Source organism: Komagataeibacter melomenusus (genome assembly GCF_013155395.1).
GTDB classification, from domain to species: domain Bacteria; phylum Pseudomonadota; class Alphaproteobacteria; order Acetobacterales; family Acetobacteraceae; genus Komagataeibacter; species Komagataeibacter melomenusus.
The window spans coordinates 20,891-43,100 of sequence record NZ_JABJWC010000025.1 but is presented as its reverse complement, the minus strand read 5'-3'; the positions used below and the strand labels follow the sequence as shown (position 1 = coordinate 43,100).

Sequence of the window (22,210 nt, the reverse complement as noted above, 5' to 3'; positions counted from 1 at the left end):
AAGGGAAACACGGGGGAAGCGCATGCCGCCACCCTACCACCCTGTGCCGCGCAAATGGTTCACGGCTGCGTGTGAAAAAGGCATGCCATGCGTGGCAGGGCTGACCCCATCACACACCGTAGAAATAGCTGAGTGATAAAAGTTTCAGGCTGCCGCCTGTTTTCAAAAAGGCGGCATTCTTTGAAGCTTTCTGACAGGACCGTTCCCCGCAGGCGCCACGGCCCTGCGGGGAACGGGTCTTCAGGCGGCAGGAGCCGTTGCGGCCATCTGGCCAAGGGCTGCGCGCAGCTTGCTTTCATTGGCGGGCGAGAGCGAGGTCTGCAGCACCCGGGCGTGGCCCTTGAACTGGCTCAGGTCAGCCAGCACCTTGTCGGGCTGCGACTTGCGCACCAGCACGAACAGGGCGGAGGTGTTGGCGGGAATGGTCGAGCCGAGCGACTTGATGAAATTGTCATCAATGCCGTAATCGGACATCTTGCCCGCAAGCGCCCCGGCGCCAGCGCCCACGATGCTGCCCGCGACAAAACCGGCCAGCGGGTTCAGGCACAGAAGGCCGACCAGCGCGCCCCAGAACCCGCCCGAGAACAGGCCATAGGAGGCACCGACCTTTTCAAGGTTGATGCTCTGCTGCAGGTGCAGCTTGCCATCGGCCCCACGGACCACGACCACCGCGTCCTCAAGGTCAAGCAGGTATTCCTTTTCCAGCTTCTTGCATTCGGTCAGCGCGGCCGTGGCTTCGTCCTGGCTGTCAAAGCCGATAACGATCAGATCGGACATGGGATACTCCGTTGCATGCTACCGCCACGGTGGTGGCGGATCAGGGGCTTGATATTACACGCAGGCTGCCCATCTGCCGTGGTGGTTTTGGGCATGGCCGCCGCCTGCGCGATGCAGGTCTGCGCCCGGCCAGGAATCTAAGGTTCTAGGGTTCTAGGGTTCTAGGGTGGGGTGAACACATCGCGCGGCGCGTGGCTGAAGGCATCCTGCCCCGATGGGCCATTGCCCTGCGGGTCCTGGCCAGGCGGGGCTGCGGGGGGCGGCTCCTGCGGTGGCGGCGGCCCGCCGGGCGGCGCAGGCGGGGCTTCAAGCGCCGGGATCATCAGCGTCTGCGCGGCTGCGGGCTGTGCCGCGCGGGCCAGCAGGCCATCAACATAGCCATTGCGCAGGCCCCGCGTGGGGCTGCCGGTATTGTAGCAGCTCAGCGCATGGCGCAGCGCCGCCTGCGCGCCCGCGGCACCGGGCAGGGCGGCACGGTAGCATTCATGCAGGATCAGGCTGGCCACGCGCAGGTTGCGGCATGGCTCGAGCAGGGCGGCGGGGTCAAGCCCGAGCCGCGCGGCGTTGCGGCTGTTGACCTGCAGCAGCCCGGTATCAAAATCATGCCCGTGGGCGGCCAGCCAGCGCACGGTGGCGGTGGCTTCGGCCAGGCTGGCAGGGGGCCGGGGCAGGCGGTACGGGCCATTGACGTGAATGGCCCACGGCACGCCCGCTGATTCCTGGGCGGCCAGCAGCAGGAGCGTGCGCGGCGCGGTATCAGGCGCGCAACGCTGCGCAAGCGCGGCGAGGGGGAGCGTGGACACCGCTGCCCGTGCCGGGCCGATCAGGCCGCAGCAAAGCCACACCACAAGCGCGAGAAGGAACGGGGGCTGCATTTCTTCCTTCCCGGACTTGCCAATAACAGGGGGCTTTTTTATCCTTTTCGCATGCGAACGGTGTCAAGAGACGGATTTGAGCAATCGGTGGCGGCCCAGTTCCGGGCCGGGCCGCGCGGTCTGTGAGCCAGGCCGCCAAAACGTTTTCGGGCCTGTGGCCCAGGGGCGCGCGCCTGGGCATCGTGGCGGTGGGCCTGCTGCTGGCGGGCTGCACGCCCCGGCCGGGCCATGTCACGCAGCCCAATATGTGGCATCTGGTGCCGGTCAACCGCACGCCGCCGCCTGAACTCGCGGGCCGCACCATGACACCCGCGGCAGATCCCGCCACACAGGATGCACGCCCATGACCCGCACCCCATGGCGCATGGCAATGATGGCGGCCCTGATGGCAGCCCTGCTGCATCCCCCGCCTGCCGGGGCCACGGGGCGCAAGAGCACCTCGCCATATGACTACCGCATCAAGTCGGTCATCTATAACCCGCGTGACACGGTGGAAGTCGATGGCGTGGTGGGGATTGCGACCGACATCACCCTTGCCCCCGACGAGCATTACATCACCCATGCCTTTGGCGAGGAAGGCGGCTGGTCCTTCGCCTGCCGCGAGAACCACTGCTTCATCCGCCCCAAGGCGCAGGAGAGCGACACCAACCTGGCCATCGTGACCGACCGCCGCACCTACCATATCCTGCTGCATTACGTGGGCGGCCGGCAGGAAAAGGGGACCGATGGCCACATGCGCACCGTCTTCGCCCCCACGCCATGGGCGCTGGCGCAGGCCACGGTGGAACTGACCTATCTCTACCCCGATGAGGACGATGGCAAAAAGGCCGCCGCCGCGCGCGCCCGCCACATCGAGGCCGCACTGACCGACCCGTATGGCGACGGGCCGCACAATACCGCCTATCGCCGCTCGGATGGCACGCAGGACCGGGCCATTGCCCCCCTGAACGTGTGGGATGACTACCGCTTCACCTATTTCCGCTTTCCTGAAAACGGGGTGCTGCCCACGCTGTATGTCATGAACGAAAGCGGGCAGGAAACGGTGGTCAACGCCGTGGTGCTGGGACGTGACCACAATATCCTGGCCGCCCAGATGACCGCCCGGCAATGGCGCATCCGCTACGGGAGCCTGGTGATCGGCGTGGTCAATGACGGGTTCAATCCCTCGCTGGGCAGCACGCCGGGGGGGACCATCTCGCCCCAGGTGCGCCGGGTCGTGCGTGACGGGGCATCATGAAGCGCGTAGCCGCCACCTGCGCGCTGGCACTTTGCGCATGGGCCAGCCCCGCCCGCGCACAGGATGCGGCCCAACTCACCCTTAAATGCCCCGGCAGCACCGTGGTGGTCGATGGGCAGGGACAGGCCTCGTGCCCGTCCGCCACGCCCCCTGCCCCCGCGGCACCCGCCGCCCCGGTGGACAGCGCGGAAGACGCCGCCATGAAGCGCCGGCTCGGCCATGATTTTACCTTCGCAACCCCTGTGGCCGAGACCACAGCCGCCCCGGCAGCCACCCAGGCCGCGGCCACGACGGCAACCAAGACCGACAACCCGCTCCTGACCCGCCTGCAACCCGAGAGCACGCCCACCACCCATGCCAGCCTGATGCATGGCCAGAACCTGATCGTGGGCAAGGGCACGCTGATCCCGTGCGGCACGATCAACGAGATCAACACCACCCTGCCCGGACTGGTCACCTGCCGGGTCAGCCATGATGTCTATTCCATCAACGGCAAGGTGCGGCTGATCGACAAGGGGGCCGTGGCGGAAGGCGAGGTCACATCCGCCCTGCAATATGGCCAGAAGCGTATTTTCGTGAACTGGCTGCGCCTGCGCAACCCCGAGGGCGTGAGCATCGACCTGCTCAGCCCCGGCACCACGCCGCTTGGCGGCAGCGGGGTCAAGGGCAAGGTCAATACGCATTTCTGGGCGCGCTTTGGCGATGCGATCATGGTGTCGATCATCACCAATGTGGGGCAGATGATGGTGCAGGCCATCACCAACCTTGCCTCCAAGCCCGGCACCACCAGCATCACCACCAGCAGCGACAACACCAATTCGGTCGTAAGCGAGGTGGAAAAGGTCATCCTGGCCCAGACCAGCAACGTGCCGCCCAGCCTGTATGTGCAGCAGGGCAACATGGTGCAGATCTATGTGGCGCGCGACCTCGACTTCAGCAGCGTCTATACATTGGCCGAGCAGTAAGCACGCAGGCCGGGGTGAACCATGCCCCCACCGCGCGTGTTGTCTGCCCAAGGGCCACCCGGCCCGTAACCAGACTGGAAAGGCAGCCCCATGCCACGCTCGATGAATGATGATGACCGCCCCGGCGATGACGGTGCAAACAGGCACGCCACCGCCCGGAAGCTTGCCGAGGCCGGACTGCGCGCCGAACGCGCGGGCGAGCAGGACCGCGCCGATGCCCTGTTTGATGAAGCCGAACGCACCGACCCCGACGCACTCGCCACCGTGCTGATGGAAAACCCCGCCCCCCGCCGCCGTGTCCCGGCCAGGGGGTTTGGCGATGATGCTGGTGTTGCCCGCATGAGCCGGATGGTGGAACCCGGCGCGGACGCCCCCTCACGCGCGGGCATTACCGATGAAGGCAGCGGCGCGGATTCAGAGCGCCGCTGAAAGAAAGGCCACCCCTGGCGCAACGGGCAGGCTGGCCGGGGCCGTGCGATACACCGTGATGTCTTGCCACACCCGCTGCGCAGGGTGCTGTCTTACGCCGCTTTTTTGAAAAAAGGCGGCAGCTGGAAACTTTTATCAGGTGCCTGTTTGCAGGCGCTACCGCGCCGCGCCCGGCACGGCAGGTGAAAAGACGCGCGCCATGCGCTACCCTGCCCCTGCGACGCTCTTGCCAGATGGGGCGCAGGCAGGCTTTCAGAACAGCTTTTGAGGAGAAGCCAGACATGTATATCGCCATGAACCGTTTCCGCATCCCGCCCGAGAACGAGGCCGAATTCCGCGAGCGCTGGCTCGGCCGCGAGGTGCACCTGCGCACCGTGCCCGGTTTTGTCAGCTTCCAGTTCCTCAAGGGCCCCACGCATGAGGACTACATCCTCTATGCCTCCCACACGGTCTGGGACTCCTATGAAGCGTTTGTAGGCTGGACCCAGTCCGAGCAGTTCCGCGCCGCCCACGCGCATGCGGGCAACCGCAAGCCGCTCATGGCCGGGCCGCCGGTGTTTGAAGGCTTTGAAGTGCTGCAGGATATCCGGAACTGAAGCCCGTTTTTAAAAAATCCCCATTTTTTCACAAACGTTCAGGACCAATACGCATCCGGCCCTTTGGCGGCCGGGTTTTCATGTCGTGATCCGTCATCAAAGGGAGGCCGCCATGCCGCCAGTCATCCATCCGCCCAATCCTGGCCGCCGGGCCATGCTTGCCGGGGGACTGGCCGCAGGAGGGCTGTGGCGCATCGGCCAGCGCGCCCGGGCCGCCAGCCCCGACAACCTGCCCCAGCCACCCAGCGTGGTGTCGAACCCGCCGCGGCAATGGGGGGCTGATGCGCCCGTCACCCCCCTGCCCGACCCTGATATTCTGGTGCTTGACCCCAGCTTTGGCAATCTGGCCTACAGCAATGCCGGGCTGAAACTGGCATGGCGCGGCGGCGGCTGGCTGGAGGGGCCTGCCTGGTGCAGCGAGGGGCGCTTCCTGCTGCTGAGCGATACGATCCGTGGCGTGCAGTACCGCTATCTGTGGGAGAACGGGGCCGTCTCCCTTTTCCGCAGTCCGTCCTATCACAGCAACGGCAATATCTTTGACAATGAAGGCCGCCTGGTCAGTTGCGAGCACGGCCTGCGCCGCGTGGTGCGCTGGGAGCATGATGGCACCTGCCGCGTGCTGGCCGACCGCTACAACAACGCCCCGCTCAACTCCCCCAACGACCTTGCCGTCCACCCTGATGGCAGCATCTGGTTTACCGATCCCGGCTATGGCGACACGATCGTGGAAGGCCACCCCGATGCGCCGGGCAACCCGGCCAACCGCGCGGGCGTGGAACGCTGGACCCTTGATGGCGAGGTCATGACCGAGTTTGGCGGCAGCAGGCGGCAGGAGGACCATGTCTTCCGCATCGACCCGGCCACGGGCGAGGTGAAGGCCGTGCTGGGCGAAAAGCAGTTGCCTGACCCCAACGGCATCGCGTTCTCGCCCGATGGCAAGATTGTCTATGTCATCTCCGACGGGCCGGGGCCAGGGCAGGACGGCCATGGCGGCGACGGGCGCATTCATGCAGCCGACGTGGCGGGGAGCGACGTGCGCAACCTGCGCCCGTTTGCCGACATGATGCTGAATGGGCATGCGATGATCCCCGATGGCATGCGCACCGACATTTTCGGCAATCTGTGGTGCGGGGCCAACGGGCCGCTGGGGCTGTGTGGCGTGGTGGTGTACAACCCCCATGGCCACATGATCGGGCGCATCCGCCTGCCGCGCGGGGTGTCGAACCTGACCTTCGGCGGCCCCAAGCGTGATGTAGTGTTCATGTGCGCGGGCGATACGCTGTTCACGCTGCAGGTCAACACGCAGGGCGCAGCGCCTTCGTAAATGAAACAGGTTTATCCCTGCGTATGCGGGGAACACGACCGAAGAGCGGATTGCCTGCCTGCGCCGGGCGGTTCATCCTCGCGTGTGCGGGGAACACTTCCAGATGGCGTAAATCATGCGCACGTGCGGCGGTTCATCCCCGCGTGTGCGGGGAACACAGGCTATTCACAGTCGGCAAATCCTGCGCATCCGGTTCATCCCCGCGTGTGCGGGGAACACTCTTCGTGGAACCTATTGATTCCACATCCTTATTTTACTGTCAAAGAAACTACCAACCAAAGCGCCCTTTTTACCTACCCCTTTTCATGCCCCCGGGAAAGGATCATCGTCAGGGTTCGCGCCACAGCGCAGGCGGGCATCATCCGGGTGCCGCTTTTTTCAACAGGCTTCGAAGAAGGCCGCCTTTTTTGAAAAAAGGCGGCACCCGGAAATTTTTATCTTGTCAGGCCCCGCCCACGCCCTTGCCCACCATATCGAGCGGGCGGACGAGGCGGTCAAAGGTCGCACCATCGACAAAGCCGGAAGCCAGCGCCGCCTCGCGCAGGCTGATATCGTGCTCCATGGCCTGATGGGCGATGGCCGAGGCCCGGTCGTAGCCGATTTCGGGGCTGAGGGCGGTCACCAGCATGACCGAGCCCGCCACGTACGCATCGATGCGCTTGCGGTTGAGCGTGGTGCCCTCAACCGAAAACACACGAAAGTTGTGGCAGCCATCGGCCAGGATGCGGATGGCGTGCAGCACGTTGGCCACGATCACCGGGCGCATCACGTTCAGGTCAAGCTGGCCCTGGCTGCCCGCAAACGCCACCGTGGCGTCATTGCCGAGCACCTGCGTGCAGATCATCACCATCGCCTCGCACTGGGTCGGGTTGACCTTGCCGGGCATGATGGAGGAGCCGGGTTCGTTCTCCGGCAGGTGCAACTCACCCAACCCGCAGCGCGGGCCGGAGCCAAGCAGGCGCATGTCATTGGCGATCTTGAGCAGGGTGACAGCCACCCCGCGCAGCCCCGCCGAGGCCCGCACCATGGCATCCAGCCCGCCAAGGGCCGCGAATTTGTTGGGTGCGGTAACAAAGGGCTTGCCGGTCAGGGCCGCGATGCGCCTTGCAATGGCGTGGCTGAAGCCCGGCGGGGCGTTCAGCCCGGTGCCCACCGCCGTGCCGCCTGCCGCAAGCTGCAACAGGCCCGGGCGCGCGGCCTCGACCGCCTCGAGCGCGTCTTCCAGCTGCTGCGCCCAGCCCGACCATTCCTGCCCCACCGTCAGCGGCACGGCATCCTGCAGGTGGGTGCGGCCGATCTTGACCACCTGCATCCATTCCTCCGCCTTGCTGCGCAGGCTTTCAATCAGTTCGCGCACGCGCGGCAGCAGGCGGCTGTCAATTTCCAGCAATGTCGCAACATGCATGGCGGTGGGAAACGAGTCATTGCTCGACTGGCCCATGTTCACGTCATCATTGGGGTGAACCGGGCTTTTGGAGCCGATGACACCACCCAGAAGCTGGATGGCGCGGTTGGCAATGACCTCGTTCACGTTCATGTTCGTCTGCGTGCCCGAGCCGGTCTGCCAGACAAAAAGCGGGAATTCGGAATCGAGTTTGCCCGCAATCACCTCATCGGCCACGCGGCTGATGGCATCGGCCTTCCATTGCGGCATGCGCCCGTCAGCAGCGTTCACCTGCGCTGCCGCCTTTTTCACGATGCCATAGGCATGGCACACCTCGATGGGCATATGGTCGCGCCCGATCGAGAAATGCACGAGGCTGCGCTGCGTCTGCGCGCCCCAGTAATGGCTGGCAGGCACGTCAATCTCGCCCATCGAGTCCTTCTCGCGCCGCGTGCCGGTAGCGTCGAGCCCGATGGGGCAGTCGGTCAATGCCGGGGCTGTGGGTTCGGTCATGGTGGCGTTCCTTCCCTTATGGTTGAAGGGAATATGGGCACGCCACCCACCTTTCGCGCCCCTGCCCGCCATCACAAGCGGGTGCGCGGGGCCTTGCAAAAAAAAATGCCGCCCTTTTTAAAAAAGGCGGCACCCAAAAACGTGTGCTGTTTTTTGAACGACGTTTTCAGAAGTCGGCTTCCAGCGTGAAGTGGAAGGCACGCGGCATGCCGGCATAGGCGGCGCTGCCCGCATCAAGCGACTTGGCCGTCGCATCCTTGGTCGTGATCCCGGCACTTGAGGCCGTGCCATTATAGATCGAGGACCAGTACCGCTCATTGGCAACATTCGTCACGCCAAAGCGCGCCATCCACGGATGCTTTGCCGCACGGAACGGATAACGCAGGCCCAGATCCAGCGTTACGTAGGAACCGGCATAGGTTGTATTTTCAAGATCCGCCGCACGGCGGCCGGTGTAATGCACGTTGGCATTCACGGCCAGGCCATTGAGCGCGAAACCACGCGGGAACGGAATGCGGTAATCCATCAGCGCATTGGCCTGCAGGGGCGCCACGCCCACCACTTCCTTGTTGTTAAGGGCGGCAAAGCCTGCATGGGTCAGTTCCGCATCGATCCATGTCATGCCGCCGATAACGGACAGGCGGGGCGTGATATGCCCCATGGCCTGGAACTCCACGCCATAATTGCGCTGGATGCCGAAATTGCCATACAGCGTGTTGCTGCCTTCATAAAAGGCATAGCTGCGCGTGGCGCGGAAACCCGCCACGTTGAACTGCATCTGGCGCCATTGCAGCTTGTAGCCCACCTCATATTCCTCGCTATGCACGGGGGATGTAAGGGCATTGGCATTGAGCGCATCGGCCGGGGCGGATGTACCCGCCTGCAGCGAGCGGCCATAGGTGAAATAGGCGGTCTGGTTGTCAGTCGGCTTGTAGACCAGGCTGGCCATGGGGCTGAAGGCTGCATTGGCACGGGTGTTGGTGGTGGCACCCTTGGCCAGATGGGTGGTGGTGACGGTATAACCGTTCTCGATGCTCGTGGTGTTCTTCGCTGCCGTCGTGGTGCCGGTGGCATCCTGATCCAGCCAGCTCCATGCCAGCGTGCCCATGACCGACCAGTGCTTGTTGAAATGCACCGTGTCACCCAGGATCATCGACTGGTAGCGCACGTACTGCGATTCATACTTGCCACTGTAATAGGGCTGCGGGCCATTGGCCGCGACCGTGGGGTTGTACAGCGAGCCCGCCTTGATATCGGTATAGCTCTGCCCGCTCAGGGGATTATAGCCGCCTTCCATGTAGCCATTGGTGCCAATGACCAGATCATGCCTGATGAAGCCCGTGCGCACATGGCCGTTGACATAGGCCATGTTACTGCCGACCTTGAAGTCATTGACCGTGGTGGCGGCCGACAGCGCCTGCGTATAGCCACCGGAATTGTTGATCAGCGAGTCGGCTGATTCAAACACCTGCCGCCCCGAATCCTGGTACAGCCCGCCGATGACGAAGCTCCAGTTATCGTTGATGCGGTGCCGGAGCTTGGCCAGGAAGACGTTGTTCTCGGAATTGTAGCCCGAATAGTCCTGGCCCATATGGGGCTTGCTCAGGTCAGGGGCTGTGGGCAGGTCATAGCCCTTGAGGTTGACGCCCGCGGGCATGCCACGTTCATCGAACGTGTAATGGCTGGCATCAAGTTCCAGCACGGTATCGCGGTCGAAATGGATATCGAAATCGGCGCTGACCATGTTGCGCCGCACCCAGCTGTCCTGCACGTAGGACGTGCCATCGCCATGCAGCAGGTTGATGCGGTAGCCAAACCAGCCATGCTTGCCCGCGCGGCCCGATACATCGACATTTTCCATCAGCGTGCCGACGGAATCCACGCCCACCACAAGGCGGTTGATGCGCTCGTCGGTCGGGCGCTTGAGGCCGTATTCGAACGTGCCCGCCGGGTTCTGGGGGCCATACAGGGCGCCCGCAAGGCCGTTGAGCACCTGCACGTTGTCGAACTGCTCGGCGGCGTAGGGCGTAACCGTGAAGGCGTTCAGCCCGTCGATGCGGCTGTTGGAGATCACATCCGCCTCGAACCCGCGCGACTGCGGGCGGCTGGTGCCGGGGTCGGCGCGCGTTTCAAGCTGCACCGAGGGGATGTACTGCATCAGGTCGTTGATGTTGCGCGCCTGCTGGTTGACGATCACGTCATGCGGCACGGTCATGATCGACATGGGCGTATCAAGCGTGCGGCGCGTGCCCAGCGGGCCGAGATTGGCCATCTTCTTGTTATAGTTGGCCGCGGCACCCGCCACCATGCGGTGGTGGCCGATCACGGTCATCTCTTCCGCATTGGCGGAGCCTACGGCATCATCCGTGGCAGGGGTGCTTTTGGCGGCCGGGAGGGCCTTGCGGCCCTTGTCCGCATCCGTGCCCTGCGCATAAGCGGAGGGGATGAGCAGTGCGCCAAGACTGGCCGAAAGCATCCACGCCATACCTGCGGTCATTCTGGCCATGCTGATTCCATTTCGTTAGCCATTTTGAACATGTATGGCCGTATATAACCCACCTGCCGCAGCGTCTATATCAGCATAAATATATTAATCACGTAATCGTCATATAGCGCATGACTGTGTCTTTATAGATACAGATGTCTATATATGGTTGTATATAGAAGCGCCTACTTCATCCACCGCCCGTGATGACCCGGCTTTTGCTCCCGGCATAGTCTGATGCAGCACAACTATATGGAATCGATACTAAAACACACACACCGCCCATGGTGTTTCCATATGCCTGCACCGCAATACTGCACAAAGGCGGAACATGGACCACACCCACCCGGCCCGGATGCCATCATCCAGAGACTTTTATGCCATCGCTGTCTTCAGGCAGAACCCCTAAACACGCGCCAGCAGCAGCATGGCCCCGAACCCCATGAACACCAGCCCGGTCACGATTCCAAACACCCGCCGCACCACCGGCGTGCGCAGCCAGGCCGACAGCATGCGCCCGCCACCCGCATAGACCAGGTACCAGAACGCCTCCACAACCGCGAAGGTCACGACCAGCAGCCCATATTGCGGCATATGCGGGGCGGCGGGGTTGACGAACTGCGGCAGGAAGGCCGCCGCGAACAGCAGCAGCTTGGGGTTGCTGATGCCGGTCAGGAATCCGTCACGGAACAGGTCGCGCCACGGGGCGGGGGCAGAAGCATCCGCCGCCTGTGCGCCCTCACCTTCCGTGTCGCGCGCCATCCATACGCGCACGCCCAGAAACACCAGATACGCGGCCCCCACCACGCGCAGCACCGCAAACAGCCGGGGTGATGCCGCCAGCACGCCCGCCATGCCGGCAAGGGAGGCACACACCACCAGCACGATGGCCAGCATGCACCCCGCCATGACCCCCGTGCTGCGCAGCAGCCCATGGCGCACGCTGATGGACATGACATGCATCATGTTCGGCCCCGGCATGGCCGAGAGCAGGAAGGCGGTCGCAGCAAACAGCAGCCATGTATGAAAGCTCACCCGTTCCCCCCGATCCGTCCGTGCGCATGGCGTAACAATGCAGCCTTCGCTTGACGGAGGGCAAGCCCGTGCTGTAAACAAATGTTATATTATAACACTTTGGGCGCTCCCATGCCATTCCCGTCCCCATCTGCCGCCCATCCCGCCCCACAGGACAGCAGCCCGACCATGCCCCATCCGGCCCCCAGCGCCGCAACGCCGCTGCCGCTGACATGGATGGCCCGCGCAGGCTGGCAGCGCCTGGTGTGCATGGCGCTGCCCTGTGGCCTGTTATGGGGGCTGGTGGCCTGGGCCGTGGCCCAGCCATGAGCCATGGCGCCATCGGGCTGGATGATGCGGCTGTCACGCTAAACGGCACGCCGGTGTGGCAGCATGTCACCGGCAGTTTCGCGCCCGGCAGCATGACCGCCATCGCAGGGGCCAATGGCGCGGGCAAGTCCACACTCCTGCGCGCCATACTCGGCGAGGTGCCGCTGAGTGCAGGCCGGATCACCCTCGGCGGACTGCGCGCGCAGGATTTTGGCTACCTGCCGCAGGCCCGCATCATTGACCGCGCCTTTCCCATCAGCGTGACGGACATGGTGCTCGGTGGCGCATGGCGCCAGACGGGGGCCTTCGGCGCCGCCAGCCGGGCCGTGCGCCTGCGCGCGGCCGATGCATTGTGCCGTGTGGGGCTGGAAAAACAGGCCGGGCGCATGATCGATGCGCTCTCGGCCGGGCAGTTCCAGCGCCTGCTGTTCGCGCGCCTGCTCATGACCGATGCCACCATCATCATGCTCGATGAACCCTTCACCGCGCTCGATGCCCCCACCACGCAGGACCTGCTTGCCCTGGTGCGCGAATGGCACGCGCAGGGCCGCACTATCATCGCCGTGCTGCATGACATGCACCAGATCCGCACCTGCTTTCCCCATGTGGTGCTGCTCTCGGGCGGGCGGGCGATCTGGGGCGAGACCGCCCGCATCCTTACGCCGGGCACGCTGCAACGCGCCTATGATACACCGCAGCCCACATGGGCAGGCGGCCCGGCATGAGCATGCTGGCCGGGCTATGGGAGCCGTTCGCCACCTTTGGCTTCATGCGCCGCGCGCTGGTCGCCTCCATCACGCTGGGCATGGGGGCGGGGCCGGTGGGCGTGCTGCTGCAACTGCGCCGCATGAGCCTGATTGGCGATGCGATGAGCCATGCCATCCTGCCCGGCGCCGCCATAGGCTTTCTGGCCGCAGGCGGGCTGTCGCTTACGGCCATGGGGCTGGGTGGCATCGCGGCGGGGCTGGGGGTGGCACTGCTGGCAGGCCTGGTCAGCCGCCGCACGCATCTGGCCGAAGATGCGAGCTTTGCCAGCTTCTACCTTACGTCACTGGCGCTGGGCGTGCTGATCGTCTCGGCGCGGGGGTCGAACATCGACCTGCTGCATGTGCTGTTCGGCACCATCCTCGCCATTGACGGGCCGGCCCTGTACCTGATGGCGGGCATCACCACGCTCAGCCTGTTCCTGCTGTCCTTCATCTGGCGGCCACTGGTCATGGAATGCGTGGACCCCGGCTTCATGCGCATGACCGGCAGCCGGGGGGCGCTGTACCACATGGTGTTCCTGTTCCTTGTGGTCATCAACCTCGTGGCGGGGTTCGAGGCGCTGGGCACGCTCATGTCGGTCGGCATGATGATGGTGCCCGCCGCCACCGCACGGCTGTGGACGCGCCGCCTCGTGCCCATGATGGCGCTCTCGGCCACGGTGGGCATGCTCGCGGGCTTTACAGGGCTGCTCGTGTCCTACCATTTCCGGCTGGCGGCGGGGCCGTGCATCATCCTGACCTGCTCGGCGGCCTACCTGTTCTCCCTTCTCGCCTCCCCCGCCGGCATCCGCGCGGGGGGTGGTGCATCCCCCTTCCGGAGTCACTGACATGCGCCGCCTCACCTGCCTTCTGGGCTTCTGCGGTTTCCTGTCCATCCTGCCTGCCCATGCCGCCCCCGCGCCGCATGTGGTGCATGCCGTTGCCAGCTTTACCGTGCTGGCCGATGTGGTGTCGCATGTGGGCGGCGCGCATGTTGCCGTCACCTCGCTGGTGCCGCCTGATGGCGACCCGCATGAATTCGAGCCCGCCCCCGATGATGCGCGCGCCCTGCGGCAGGCCGATGTCGTATTCATGAGTGGCGAGGGGCTGGAAAGCTGGTTCGCCCGCCTGGCCCACGCGGCGGGCTATCAGGGCAGGCCGGTCATCGTATCAGACGGGATCGACCTCCATACCGAACACGATGGCCCGCAGGTGGAAACCGACCCGCATGTGTGGAACAGCGTGCCCAACGTGATTGTCTGGACCCACAACATCTGCGATGCGCTGATTGCCGCCGACCCGGCGGATGCGGATGATTTCCGTGCCTCGGCCGCCACCTATGTCGCGCAGTTGCAGGCCCTTGACCATGACATCCGCACCGCCATCGGCACCATACCGCCCGCGCGGCGGCGCGTGCTGACCAGCCATGATGCTTTTGGCTATTTTGGCCGGGCCTATGGCGTGACCTTCATGGCGCCGCAGGGCCTCTCCACCGAGACCGAAGCCTCCGCAGCCGATGTGGGCAGGCTGATCACGCAGATCCGCGAAAGCGGCATGACCACCTATTTCCTTGAAAACGCGACCGATCCGCGCCTGGTGCAGCAGGTCGCCCGCGCCACCGGGGCACAGCCCGGCGGCGAGCTTTATGCCGAGGCGCTCTCCACCGCAGGTGGCCCTGCGCCTGATTACATCAGCATGATGCGCCACAATACCGAACTGATGGTCAGGGCGATGCGTCCGCACTGAGCGCGCCTGCCGGGCGCACGGCAAAGGGGGTGAGGTCAATGGCGTTTTCGTGCATCCCCACCACAGACTGCCGGTGCGTGATCGACACCACCGTCATGCCCGGGCAGGCCCGCGCCAGCAGGGCGTAAAGCGCTGCCTCGGATGCCGCGTCGAGGTTCGAGGTCGATTCATCAAGAAAGACCCAGCCCGGTCGCGCCAGCACGATGCGGGCAAAGGCCAGGCGCTGGAGTTCGCCCGGCGAGAGGATCTGCCCCCATGGCTCCTCGTTTTCAAGCCGCGGCACCAGCGCGCCAAGGCCCACCTTCTGCAGCGCCTCGGCCACCTGCGTTGCGGAATAGGCCGTGCTGTCCGCCGGGTAAGCCACGGCCCGGCGCAGCGTGCCGGTTGGCATGTAGGGGCGCTGGGGCACGAACATCATCGGCACGTCAGGCCGCGTGATCGTGCCCTTCGCAAACGGCCAGATCCCCGCCAGCACCCTGAACAGCGTGGACTTGCCGGTGCCCGACGGGCCGGTCACGACCGTCATCTGCCCCGGCGCCAGCGTAAGGTGCACATCCCTGAGCAGCACCGTGCCATCGGGGCGGAACACGTCCAGCCCGCTGACCTGCATGGCGCCACCAGCGGGGGCGGCAACAAGGCTGACCTCGCTCTTCATGGCCTGCGCGCGGTCCATCACGCGCTGGAAGGTAGCCAGACGCGCCACCTCCGCATGCCAGATGGTCAGGGCGCCATAGGAGTTCGACAGCCAGGCCATCGCGCCCTGCACGCGTGAGAACGCCATGACAAGCTGCATGAGCGTGCCGAAGCTCATCTTGCCCGCAAAATAGCGGATCGAGCCCACCAGCAGCGCGAAATTGCCCGACACCACCTCCAGCCCCGTAGTCAGCAGGCCCAGCCATTTGGTCCGGCGCATGATGGACAGGAAATTGGCGTAAACGGCGGCAAAAGAGCGATCCAGCCCGGCTTTTTCCTCCGCCTCGCCACGGTAGAGCGCAATGCCTTCCGTGTTGTTGCGCACATGGACAAGACTGTAGCGGAAATCGGCCTCGGCACGCTGCTGGAAGAATTGCAGCCCCGCCAGCCTGTGCCCCGCCAGATGCGTCACCCACGTCGCCAGCACGGAATAGATCAGCGCCGCCCAGAAGAAATAGCCCGGTATGGACATGCCCCATATTTCCAGCGGCCCGGACAGCGCCCACAACAGCCCGACATAGCTGAACAGCGTTACGATATTGGAGAGCAGGTCGATGAACTGCGCGAGGGTATCGGTTACGAATTTGTTCAGGTCTTCCTGTATGCGCTGATCAGGGTTGTCAGCGCCTGCCTCAAGCCCCGATGTGGTGATGGCGATGCGGAAATAGGTCTGGTGCTCCATCCACTGCCGCGTCATGCGCGCGGTCAGCCACCGCCGCCAGCGCAGGCCGAGCATCTGCTGCAGGTAGGTTGCGTACACACCGAACAGGATGGCCGGGATGGTGATGATGAAGAAGCCGGGCACGTACCCGTTCTCGTTATGCACATACCAGAACAGCCCGCGCAGGAAGGTGGTGGCATCACGCTGCTGCAGCGCCGTGTAATACACATTGCGCGAGAAGGACTGGAGCAGGTCCATCCCCACGATGGAGAAGGTCAGCACCAGAACCGCCACCAGCAGGCCCCAGGCCCATTTCCTGTCCTCCGACACGAAATAGGGGCGGGTCAGGTACCAGACATCTTTCAGAAGAAGGCGCAAATGCTGCATGTTGATCCCGTGCAGTGGGGTGAGAGGCAGGAACCCACAGCATTCCCACGAAGTGGGGGCGGACTCAATCATGATTGCGCCACGCGCCCGTTTTGCGCGAAAAAAGCCGGGGGCATCCGGCATTATCACAACTTATTGACCATGCACCCCATTTGCGCGGCCCGCGCGCGGGCGGGGCAATACCGGCTGACAACAGGGGTTTATGGCGCATGAAGCGCATGACAAGGGCGCTATATATCGAAAAGACGAATGCCTGACATATCCGCCGCAGGGGTGTGGCGCGCGCGCATCGTGTTATGCCTGACACATAGATTCACAAATGAGTGGGCGCTTGCCGTGCCCACCTGATGAACAGTGCAAGGAATAATGAAATGGTGTCGTTCGGTCGCGTCCTGTCCGCCAGTGCCTTCGCAACCCTGCTGGCCGCAGCACCGCTTGCGGCCCATGCCGCTGAAGTTTCGCCGCCCACGGGCGCCGGTGTGGCCAATCAGGTCGAGCAGATCAAGCCGGGTTCGCTCTCGGCTGATACGGTGTACTCCGCCGTTGCCTCCGCCAAGCCCGCCGATCTCGGTGGCATCATGAACTACTGCATCCAGTCCAACTACCTGACTGCTGCCGAGGCATGGCCGGTGCTGGCCGCCTTCAACAAGAAGACCAACGACGTGCCATCCAACCAGAAGGGCAACATGTCCTACGCCGATGGCTCGACCGGCCTGCTGAAGGTGGGTGGCAAGGCCCCCATCTCGCTCGAGGATGCCTCGACCGACATCCGCAAGCAGGCCTGCGCCAAGGTGGAAGCCCGCGCGAAGTCCATGCTCTGATCAACGCGGCCTATCGCCCCGTTTTACAGGCCCCGCCGGTTATCCGGCGGGGTTTTGTGTTTGAGAGCCTGTTTGAATGAAGGCGGCACCCAGAAACTTTTATCCAGTATCGTCCTTACTGCACCCACACGCGAGAAAACGCCATGTGGTACAGGCTGGTTACAAAGTAATGGCCCAGCCGGGGCGAGACGAGATCGACATAGCGCGTGCTGATCATGGGGGCGGCAGGGGCAAGGCGGGTGATGCGGTCATCTACCTGCCCCCAGAGCGCCAGGGCCGCCTGCGGGTCGGGTTCGCTGCGGATACGCGCCACGAGCCCCTGCATTACCGCATCGCACAGGCCGGACATGTTGATGGAACTGTCGGAACCGGGATGGAAGTTCTCGCAGCCGAACAATGTGTCGAGAAAGTTGGAGGGCGAGGCGTAATCCGCGTACCATCCCAGCAGGCTGATCTGCACATGGTTGGCGGTATTGGCGGCGTAATTGCCCTCCATGGCAGGCGAGAGCGGGTGCAGGCGCGCGTGGTAGCCGATCGCCTCGAGCATGTCGCGCAGGTAGGTGCCCATGCTCACATACATGGCGGTAGCGGGCACGATCAGGGTCACATCCATGCCCGCCGTGCCGCTTTCACGCACAAGCTGGCGGGCACGTTGCAGGTCGGGGTGCGCCCAGGGCGTTAAAGGATGGTCAGGGTCGGCGCCGCGCGTCCAGGCACACGCGCCATCACCGGGCAGCAGGCCGGGGGGCACCATGCGGCACAGCGGGGTGGCAATGCCCGACCCGCCGTACAGAATGGTCATGGCGCGGCGGTCAAGCGCGTAGTTTACGGCCTCGCGCGCCTTGAGCTGGTCAAAGGGCGGGATGTTGACGTTCATCGGCAGGAAGATCAGGCCATAAAGCGGGGAGACATGCACCTGCGCCGTGTAGCGGCTGCCGATCTCGCCCAGCCGGTCAAGCGGCTTGAGGCCCGCCATCCAGTCATACTGCCCGCGCTCGACAGCCGTGACCGCATCTTCTTCCGACAGGCCGAAATCATAGACGATGCGGTCCACATACCCATCAGGCTGCGCCGCCTCGCTCCATTCATGAAAATAGGGATTGCGTTCCAGCACCAGCCCGCGCTCAGGATCGGAGGATACGATGTGATACGGCCCCGTGCCGGGGGCGGCCACATTACCCAGATCATGCGCGGGCGTTGACGCGGGCAGGATGGAAGCATGGCCGAAAGCGAGTTTTTGCGGAAACTCCGAGTCCGGCCCGGTCAGGCGGATGGTGATGCGGCGGGTGGCGGGGTCGGTTTCCACCCCGCCTTGCAGCGTGCAGTGTGCACTATTACGCAGGCAGGCATCCGCCCCCACTATGGCGCCGTAAAACGAGCCCGCCGTAGGCGTGCCCACCTTGAAGATGCGCCGCAGGGAGGCTGCCACATCCTCCACCGTAACCGGCGCGCCATCTGAGAAACGGATGCCTTCACGCAGGGTGAACACCCATGTGCGCCCGCCATCAAGCGGCGCGGGCATGGCCTCGGCCAGGTCAGGCACCACCTGGTTGCCTGCCGGCCCCTCCAGCTTGGGGTAGGTGAGCAGCCCGTCATAAATGACCGTGGCAAGCTGCATGTACTGGCTGGTGTAGCTGATCTGCGGATCGAGCGTGCCTGAAGCACTCGCCGCCGTCAGCCGCAGGGTGCCCCCGCGATGGGGGCTGCCCGTGCCCTGTGCCAGCCCCGCCGCGGGCAGCGCATGCAGGCCGCCCAGCATGAACGCCACGAGGCCCAGCCTGTGCCACACTGCCCGCATGCGCTGGCCCACCCGGTTCAGTGATGCGCCGCGGGCGACATGAGTTCCGTCATGCGGGCCGTAATGTCGGCTGCCGTGGCGGTAGCGGGCAGGCTGCCCTCATAACGCCCGGTGGGCGACATGATCACGATCTGGCTGGCAGGCTCCATGCTGTAATCCCCATTGGCGCCATCACGGCGCACATAGGGGGCATGATACTCCTTGGCCACGGCCTGGATCATCTTGGGCGAGCCGGTCATGACCGTTACATGCGAGCCATAGCGCAGGGCATAGGTGCGCAGCACGTCGGAGTTGTCGCGCATGGGGTCGAGCGTGATGAAGATGGGCACGGCCAGCCGCGCGCGGTCGTGGCCCAGCGCTTCCACGCCCTCGGCCATGGCCTTGACGGTGGCGCCGCACACATCATCGGGGCAGTGGGTATCGCCAAAATAGATCAGCATCCACCGGCCGCGGAAGTCGGTATCAAGCACCGAGCCATCCGCCCCGTTGATCAGCCTGAACGACCCGCCAACCGGGTTGCCATAGGTTGTCAGCGGTACCGGCGCGCTGTCGGAATAACGATAGCCGAAATACCCCGCGATCGAGGAGACCACCAGGATGGCAAACCCGACCAGCACGAAAAACCGGTCCCGTTCATTTCGCATTATCAATGTGCATCTGCCCAGTTCGTTCCGGTCCCGGTTTCCACGACCAGAGGCACCGACAGGGCCGCCGCGGATTCCATGACCTGTTTGACGAGGGCTGCCAGACGATCGGCATCATCCTTGCGCACCTCGAACACAAGTTCGTCATGGACCTGAAGGAGCATGCGTCCGTCAAGCCCCGCATCGGACAGGGCAGCAGGAATTCGCACCATGGCGCGTTTGATGATGTCAGCGGCACCGCCCTGCAGCGGGGCGTTGATGGCCTGGCGTTCGGCATAGTTGCGGCGCACGGCGCTCTTGTCGGCAATGCCCGGCACAAAGCAGCGGCGGCCGAATGGCGTGGTGACATAGCCGTTCTTGCGCGCCTCCGCCTTCACGCGTTCCATGTAATCGCGGATGCCGGGATAGCGGGCGAAATAGGCGTCGATATACCCCCGTGCCTCGCCAGGAGAGATGCCAAGCTGGCGGCTCAGCCCGAAGGCGCTGATGCCGTAGATGATGCCGAAATTGATGGCCTTGGCGCGCCTGCGGGTCAGCGGGTCCATGCCCTCAAGCGGGATGCCGAACACCTCGGAGGCCGTGCGGGCATGGATGTCCTGCCGCAGTTCGAACGCCTCCCGCAACGCAGGAATATCCGCCACGTCAGCCAGCAGCCGCAGCTCGATCTGTGAATAATCGGCCGAGACCAGCACATGCCCCGGTTCAGCCACAAAGGCGCGGCGGATGCGCCCGCCCTCCTCCGTGCGGATGGGGATGTTCTGCAGGTTGGGGTCGTTCGATGACAGGCGGCCCGTTGTCGTGACCGCCATCTGGAACGAGGTGTGCACGCGCCCCGTGGCGGGGTTGATCTGGTTGAGCAGCGCATCGGCATAGGTGCTCTTGAGCTTGGCCAGTTGCCGCCAGGCCAGAATGCGCGCGGGCAGGTCGTGGCCCTGATCGGCCAGGTCCTGCAACACCGCCGAATCCGTGCCCCACGCGCCCGCCTTGGTGCGCTTGCCGCCGGGCAGGCCCATCTCGTCAAACAGGATCTCGCCCAGTTGCTTGGGGGAGCCGACATTGAAGTCACGCCCGGCCAGCTTGTGAATCTCGGCCTCGATCACCCCCATGCGGCCCGCGAACTCGGTGGACATGGCGCGCAGGTCATCGGCATCGACCTTGATGCCCGCCCGCTCCATATCGGCCAGGATGGGCACCAGCGGGCGCTCCATTTCCTCATACAGCGCCAGCGCCGTGTTGGTGCGCAACTGTGGTTTGAGCACCTGCCACAGGCGCAGGGTCACATCCGCATCTTCCGCCGCGTACGGCGTGGCGCGGTCAATCGCCACCTGCGAGAACACGACCCGCTTGCGGCCCGTGCCGGTCACTTCATCATAAGGGATGGGCGTGTGGTCGAGGGTCAGGCGTGAAAGCTCATCCATCCCCTGCCCGTGCTGGCCTGCGGACTGCGCATACGAGATCAGCATGGTGTCATCGATCGGGGCCGGCTGCACGCTGCCTGCCTGGGTGAGCACCAGCAGGTCGAACTTGGCGTTCTGGAACACCTTGAGCACCGACGGGTCGGCAAATAGCGGCTCGAGGATTTCCAGCGCGGCCTGCACCTGCATCTGGGGCGCGCCCGCGCTGTCCATCAGGTCAACCTGATGGCCCAGCGGAATATAACACGCCCGCCCGCAGCGCGGCGCAAGCGAGATGCCCACGAGTGGTGCCGTGAGCGGGTCAAGCCCGTCGGTTTCGGTATCGACCGCGCATACGCCGCTGGTACGGGCCTCGCTGACCCATTCCCGCAGCGCCTCGGGATCGGTCACGGTGATGTAGGGGCCATAAGGCTCGGGCGGAAAGGGCGGGCGCGGGGCCACCGGGGCTGCCGCCAGCGTGTCATGCGCCGACAGGCGCGGGCGCGGTTTTGCCTTGAGCCCCATGCGCTGCAACAGCGATGAAAACCCCATATCCGACAGCCATGCGCCCAGCCGCTCCATGTCCACATCGCAGCAGCCCAGATCGGCCAGTGGCTCGGGGCATGGCGCGTCCTCGCACAGCGTGACGAGTTTGTAGGACAGGCGGGCCATGTCGGCATGGGCCAGCAGGTTCTCGCGCCGCTTGGACGGCTTCATGCCCTCGGCACCTGCCAGAATGGCCTCGAGCGAGCCATATTCCGCCATCAGGGCCGAGGCGGTCTTGGGGCCGATTCCGGGCACGCCGGGCACGTTGTCCACCGGGTCGCCGATCAGGGCCTGCACCTCGGCCACGTGGTCCGGGGTGACGCCAAATTTCGCTTCAACTTCCTTCGGTCCGATCGGGCGGTTCTTGATCGGGTCCATCATCATCACGCCGGGGCGGATGAGCTGCATCAGGTCCTTGTCGGAGGAATAGATGGTGCACTGCCCGCCCGCATCGGTGGCCTGGCGGGCATAGGCTGCGATCAGGTCATCGGCTTCCCAGCCTGCCTGCTCGATGGCGGGCACGCCAAAGGCTGCGGTCGCATCGCGCACGAGGCTGAACTGCGGGCGCAGTTCCTCGGGCGGTTCGGGGCGGTGGGCCTTGTATTCGCCATACAGGTCATTGCGGAAGGTATGGCGGCCCGCATCGAATATGACCGCAAGATGGGTGCCCGCATGCTCGCGCAGGAGGCGCGAGAGCATGTTGGTAAAGCCATACACCGCATTGACGGGCGTGCCATCGGGGCTGGTCATGGGCGGCAGGGCGTGGAAGGCACGGAAGATATATCCCGAGCCATCCACCAGGATCAGGTGAAGCGGCGTGTCGCTGGACATGGATGCAGGAGCGG

The 22,210-nt window shown here is 64.6% G+C and carries 21 protein-coding genes; 12 read left to right on the top strand and 9 right to left on the bottom strand.

Features of this window, described 5'->3' with window-relative positions; all coding sequences use genetic code 11:
- Window positions 1-240: 240 nt before the first annotated feature.
- Entirely contained in the window at window positions 241-777 is a 537-nt protein-coding gene (locus HNW77_RS10665) for a DUF1269 domain-containing protein (protein ID WP_172157513.1), read from the bottom strand.
- Window positions 778-938: 161 nt separating this feature from the next.
- The gene (locus tag HNW77_RS10660; RefSeq protein ID WP_172157511.1) at window positions 939-1,652 is read right to left on the bottom strand and encodes a lytic transglycosylase domain-containing protein; all 714 of its coding nucleotides are present in this window, start codon (window positions 1,650-1,652) and stop codon (window positions 939-941) included.
- A 122-nt stretch (window positions 1,653-1,774) separates the two neighbouring features.
- On the opposite strand from HNW77_RS10660, the gene HNW77_RS10655 reads away from it, so the two are divergent.
- From HNW77_RS10655 to HNW77_RS10630, 7 genes are all read left to right on the top strand, one after another.
- On the top strand, window positions 1,775-1,999 hold the full coding sequence (locus HNW77_RS10655) for a hypothetical protein (protein WP_172157509.1): 225 nt from the start codon (window positions 1,775-1,777) through the stop codon (window positions 1,997-1,999).
- Window positions 1,996-2,889, top strand: a complete 894-nt coding sequence (locus HNW77_RS10650) for a TrbG/VirB9 family P-type conjugative transfer protein (protein WP_172157507.1) — start codon at window positions 1,996-1,998, stop codon at window positions 2,887-2,889. The genes HNW77_RS10655 and HNW77_RS10650 overlap by 4 nt, the downstream gene beginning before the upstream one ends.
- The gene (locus HNW77_RS10645; RefSeq protein WP_172157505.1) at window positions 2,886-3,854 is read left to right on the top strand and encodes a TrbI/VirB10 family protein; all 969 of its coding nucleotides are present in this window, start codon (window positions 2,886-2,888) and stop codon (window positions 3,852-3,854) included. The genes HNW77_RS10650 and HNW77_RS10645 overlap by 4 nt, the downstream gene beginning before the upstream one ends.
- A gap of 90 nt (window positions 3,855-3,944) precedes the next feature.
- Window positions 3,945-4,283 (top strand): hypothetical protein, encoded by a 339-nt coding sequence (locus HNW77_RS10640; RefSeq protein WP_172157503.1) that lies wholly within the window; start codon window positions 3,945-3,947, stop codon window positions 4,281-4,283.
- Window positions 4,284-4,422: 139 nt separating this feature from the next.
- Window positions 4,423-4,551 carry a hypothetical protein gene (locus HNW77_RS17980; RefSeq protein WP_275942145.1) on the top strand — a complete coding sequence of 43 codons (129 nt, stop codon included), beginning with the start codon at window positions 4,423-4,425 and terminating at the stop codon, window positions 4,549-4,551.
- A gap of 13 nt (window positions 4,552-4,564) precedes the next feature.
- Window positions 4,565-4,879, top strand: a complete 315-nt coding sequence (locus HNW77_RS10635) for an antibiotic biosynthesis monooxygenase family protein (RefSeq protein ID WP_172157501.1) — start codon at window positions 4,565-4,567, stop codon at window positions 4,877-4,879.
- 112 nt (window positions 4,880-4,991) lie between these two features.
- Window positions 4,992-6,203, top strand: coding sequence for an SMP-30/gluconolactonase/LRE family protein (locus HNW77_RS10630; RefSeq protein WP_172157499.1), 1,212 nt, complete (start codon window positions 4,992-4,994; stop codon window positions 6,201-6,203).
- Between the two features lie 442 nt (window positions 6,204-6,645).
- On the opposite strand, the gene fumC is transcribed toward HNW77_RS10630, so the two are convergent.
- The 3 genes from fumC to HNW77_RS10615 all read right to left on the bottom strand — a co-directional run bounded on the left by fumC (window position 6,646) and on the right by HNW77_RS10615 (window position 11,620).
- Window positions 6,646-8,100, bottom strand: coding sequence for a class II fumarate hydratase (gene fumC / locus HNW77_RS10625; RefSeq protein ID WP_172157497.1), 1,455 nt, complete (start codon window positions 8,098-8,100; stop codon window positions 6,646-6,648).
- 166 nt (window positions 8,101-8,266) lie between these two features.
- Window positions 8,267-10,597 carry a TonB-dependent receptor gene (locus tag HNW77_RS10620; protein WP_241694402.1) on the bottom strand — a complete coding sequence of 777 codons (2,331 nt, stop codon included), beginning with the start codon at window positions 10,595-10,597 and terminating at the stop codon, window positions 8,267-8,269.
- Between the two features lie 393 nt (window positions 10,598-10,990).
- Window positions 10,991-11,620 carry a LysE family transporter gene (locus tag HNW77_RS10615; protein ID WP_172157495.1) on the bottom strand — a complete coding sequence of 210 codons (630 nt, stop codon included), beginning with the start codon at window positions 11,618-11,620 and terminating at the stop codon, window positions 10,991-10,993.
- A gap of 111 nt (window positions 11,621-11,731) precedes the next feature.
- Between HNW77_RS10615 and HNW77_RS10610 the strand changes: the two genes are divergently transcribed.
- Genes HNW77_RS10610 through HNW77_RS10595 form a run of 4 tightly spaced genes read left to right on the top strand, consistent with a single transcriptional unit; the run spans window position 11,732 to window position 14,421 of the window.
- On the top strand, window positions 11,732-11,929 hold the full coding sequence (locus HNW77_RS10610; RefSeq protein ID WP_172157493.1) for a hypothetical protein: 198 nt from the start codon (window positions 11,732-11,734) through the stop codon (window positions 11,927-11,929).
- Window positions 11,926-12,654, top strand: a complete 729-nt coding sequence (locus HNW77_RS10605; RefSeq protein ID WP_408886815.1) for a metal ABC transporter ATP-binding protein — start codon at window positions 11,926-11,928, stop codon at window positions 12,652-12,654. The genes HNW77_RS10610 and HNW77_RS10605 overlap by 4 nt, the downstream gene beginning before the upstream one ends.
- Window positions 12,651-13,523, top strand: a complete 873-nt coding sequence (locus HNW77_RS10600; RefSeq protein WP_172157489.1) for a metal ABC transporter permease — start codon at window positions 12,651-12,653, stop codon at window positions 13,521-13,523. Before HNW77_RS10605 ends, HNW77_RS10600 begins: the two co-directional genes overlap by 4 nt.
- Before the next feature lies 1 nt (window position 13,524).
- Window positions 13,525-14,421, top strand: coding sequence for a metal ABC transporter solute-binding protein, Zn/Mn family (locus HNW77_RS10595; RefSeq protein ID WP_172157487.1), 897 nt, complete (start codon window positions 13,525-13,527; stop codon window positions 14,419-14,421).
- Here HNW77_RS10595 and HNW77_RS10590 read toward each other — a convergent pair.
- The gene (locus tag HNW77_RS10590; RefSeq protein ID WP_172157485.1) at window positions 14,399-16,162 is read right to left on the bottom strand and encodes an ABC transporter ATP-binding protein/permease; all 1,764 of its coding nucleotides are present in this window, start codon (window positions 16,160-16,162) and stop codon (window positions 14,399-14,401) included. The two genes, HNW77_RS10595 and HNW77_RS10590, sit on opposite strands and share 23 nt — an antisense overlap.
- Before the next feature lie 371 nt (window positions 16,163-16,533).
- On the opposite strand from HNW77_RS10590, the gene HNW77_RS10585 reads away from it, so the two are divergent.
- A complete protein-coding gene (locus HNW77_RS10585) occupies window positions 16,534-16,983 on the top strand; it encodes a DUF2501 domain-containing protein (RefSeq protein WP_172157483.1) in 450 nt (149 codons plus the stop codon).
- 115 nt (window positions 16,984-17,098) lie between these two features.
- Here HNW77_RS10585 and HNW77_RS10580 read toward each other — a convergent pair whose 3' ends face one another.
- The 3 genes from HNW77_RS10580 to polA are packed head-to-tail and all read right to left on the bottom strand — an operon-like array spanning window position 17,099 to window position 22,196.
- Window positions 17,099-18,781 (bottom strand): ABC transporter substrate-binding protein, encoded by a 1,683-nt coding sequence (locus HNW77_RS10580; protein WP_172157481.1) that lies wholly within the window; start codon window positions 18,779-18,781, stop codon window positions 17,099-17,101.
- Window positions 18,782-18,798: 17 nt separating this feature from the next.
- Window positions 18,799-19,428, bottom strand: a complete 630-nt coding sequence (locus tag HNW77_RS10575) for an SCO family protein (protein WP_172157533.1) — start codon at window positions 19,426-19,428, stop codon at window positions 18,799-18,801.
- Window positions 19,428-22,196 (bottom strand): DNA polymerase I, encoded by a 2,769-nt coding sequence (gene polA, locus HNW77_RS10570; RefSeq protein ID WP_172157479.1) that lies wholly within the window; start codon window positions 22,194-22,196, stop codon window positions 19,428-19,430. Before polA ends, HNW77_RS10575 begins: the two co-directional genes overlap by 1 nt.
- Window positions 22,197-22,210: the final 14 nt, after the last annotated feature.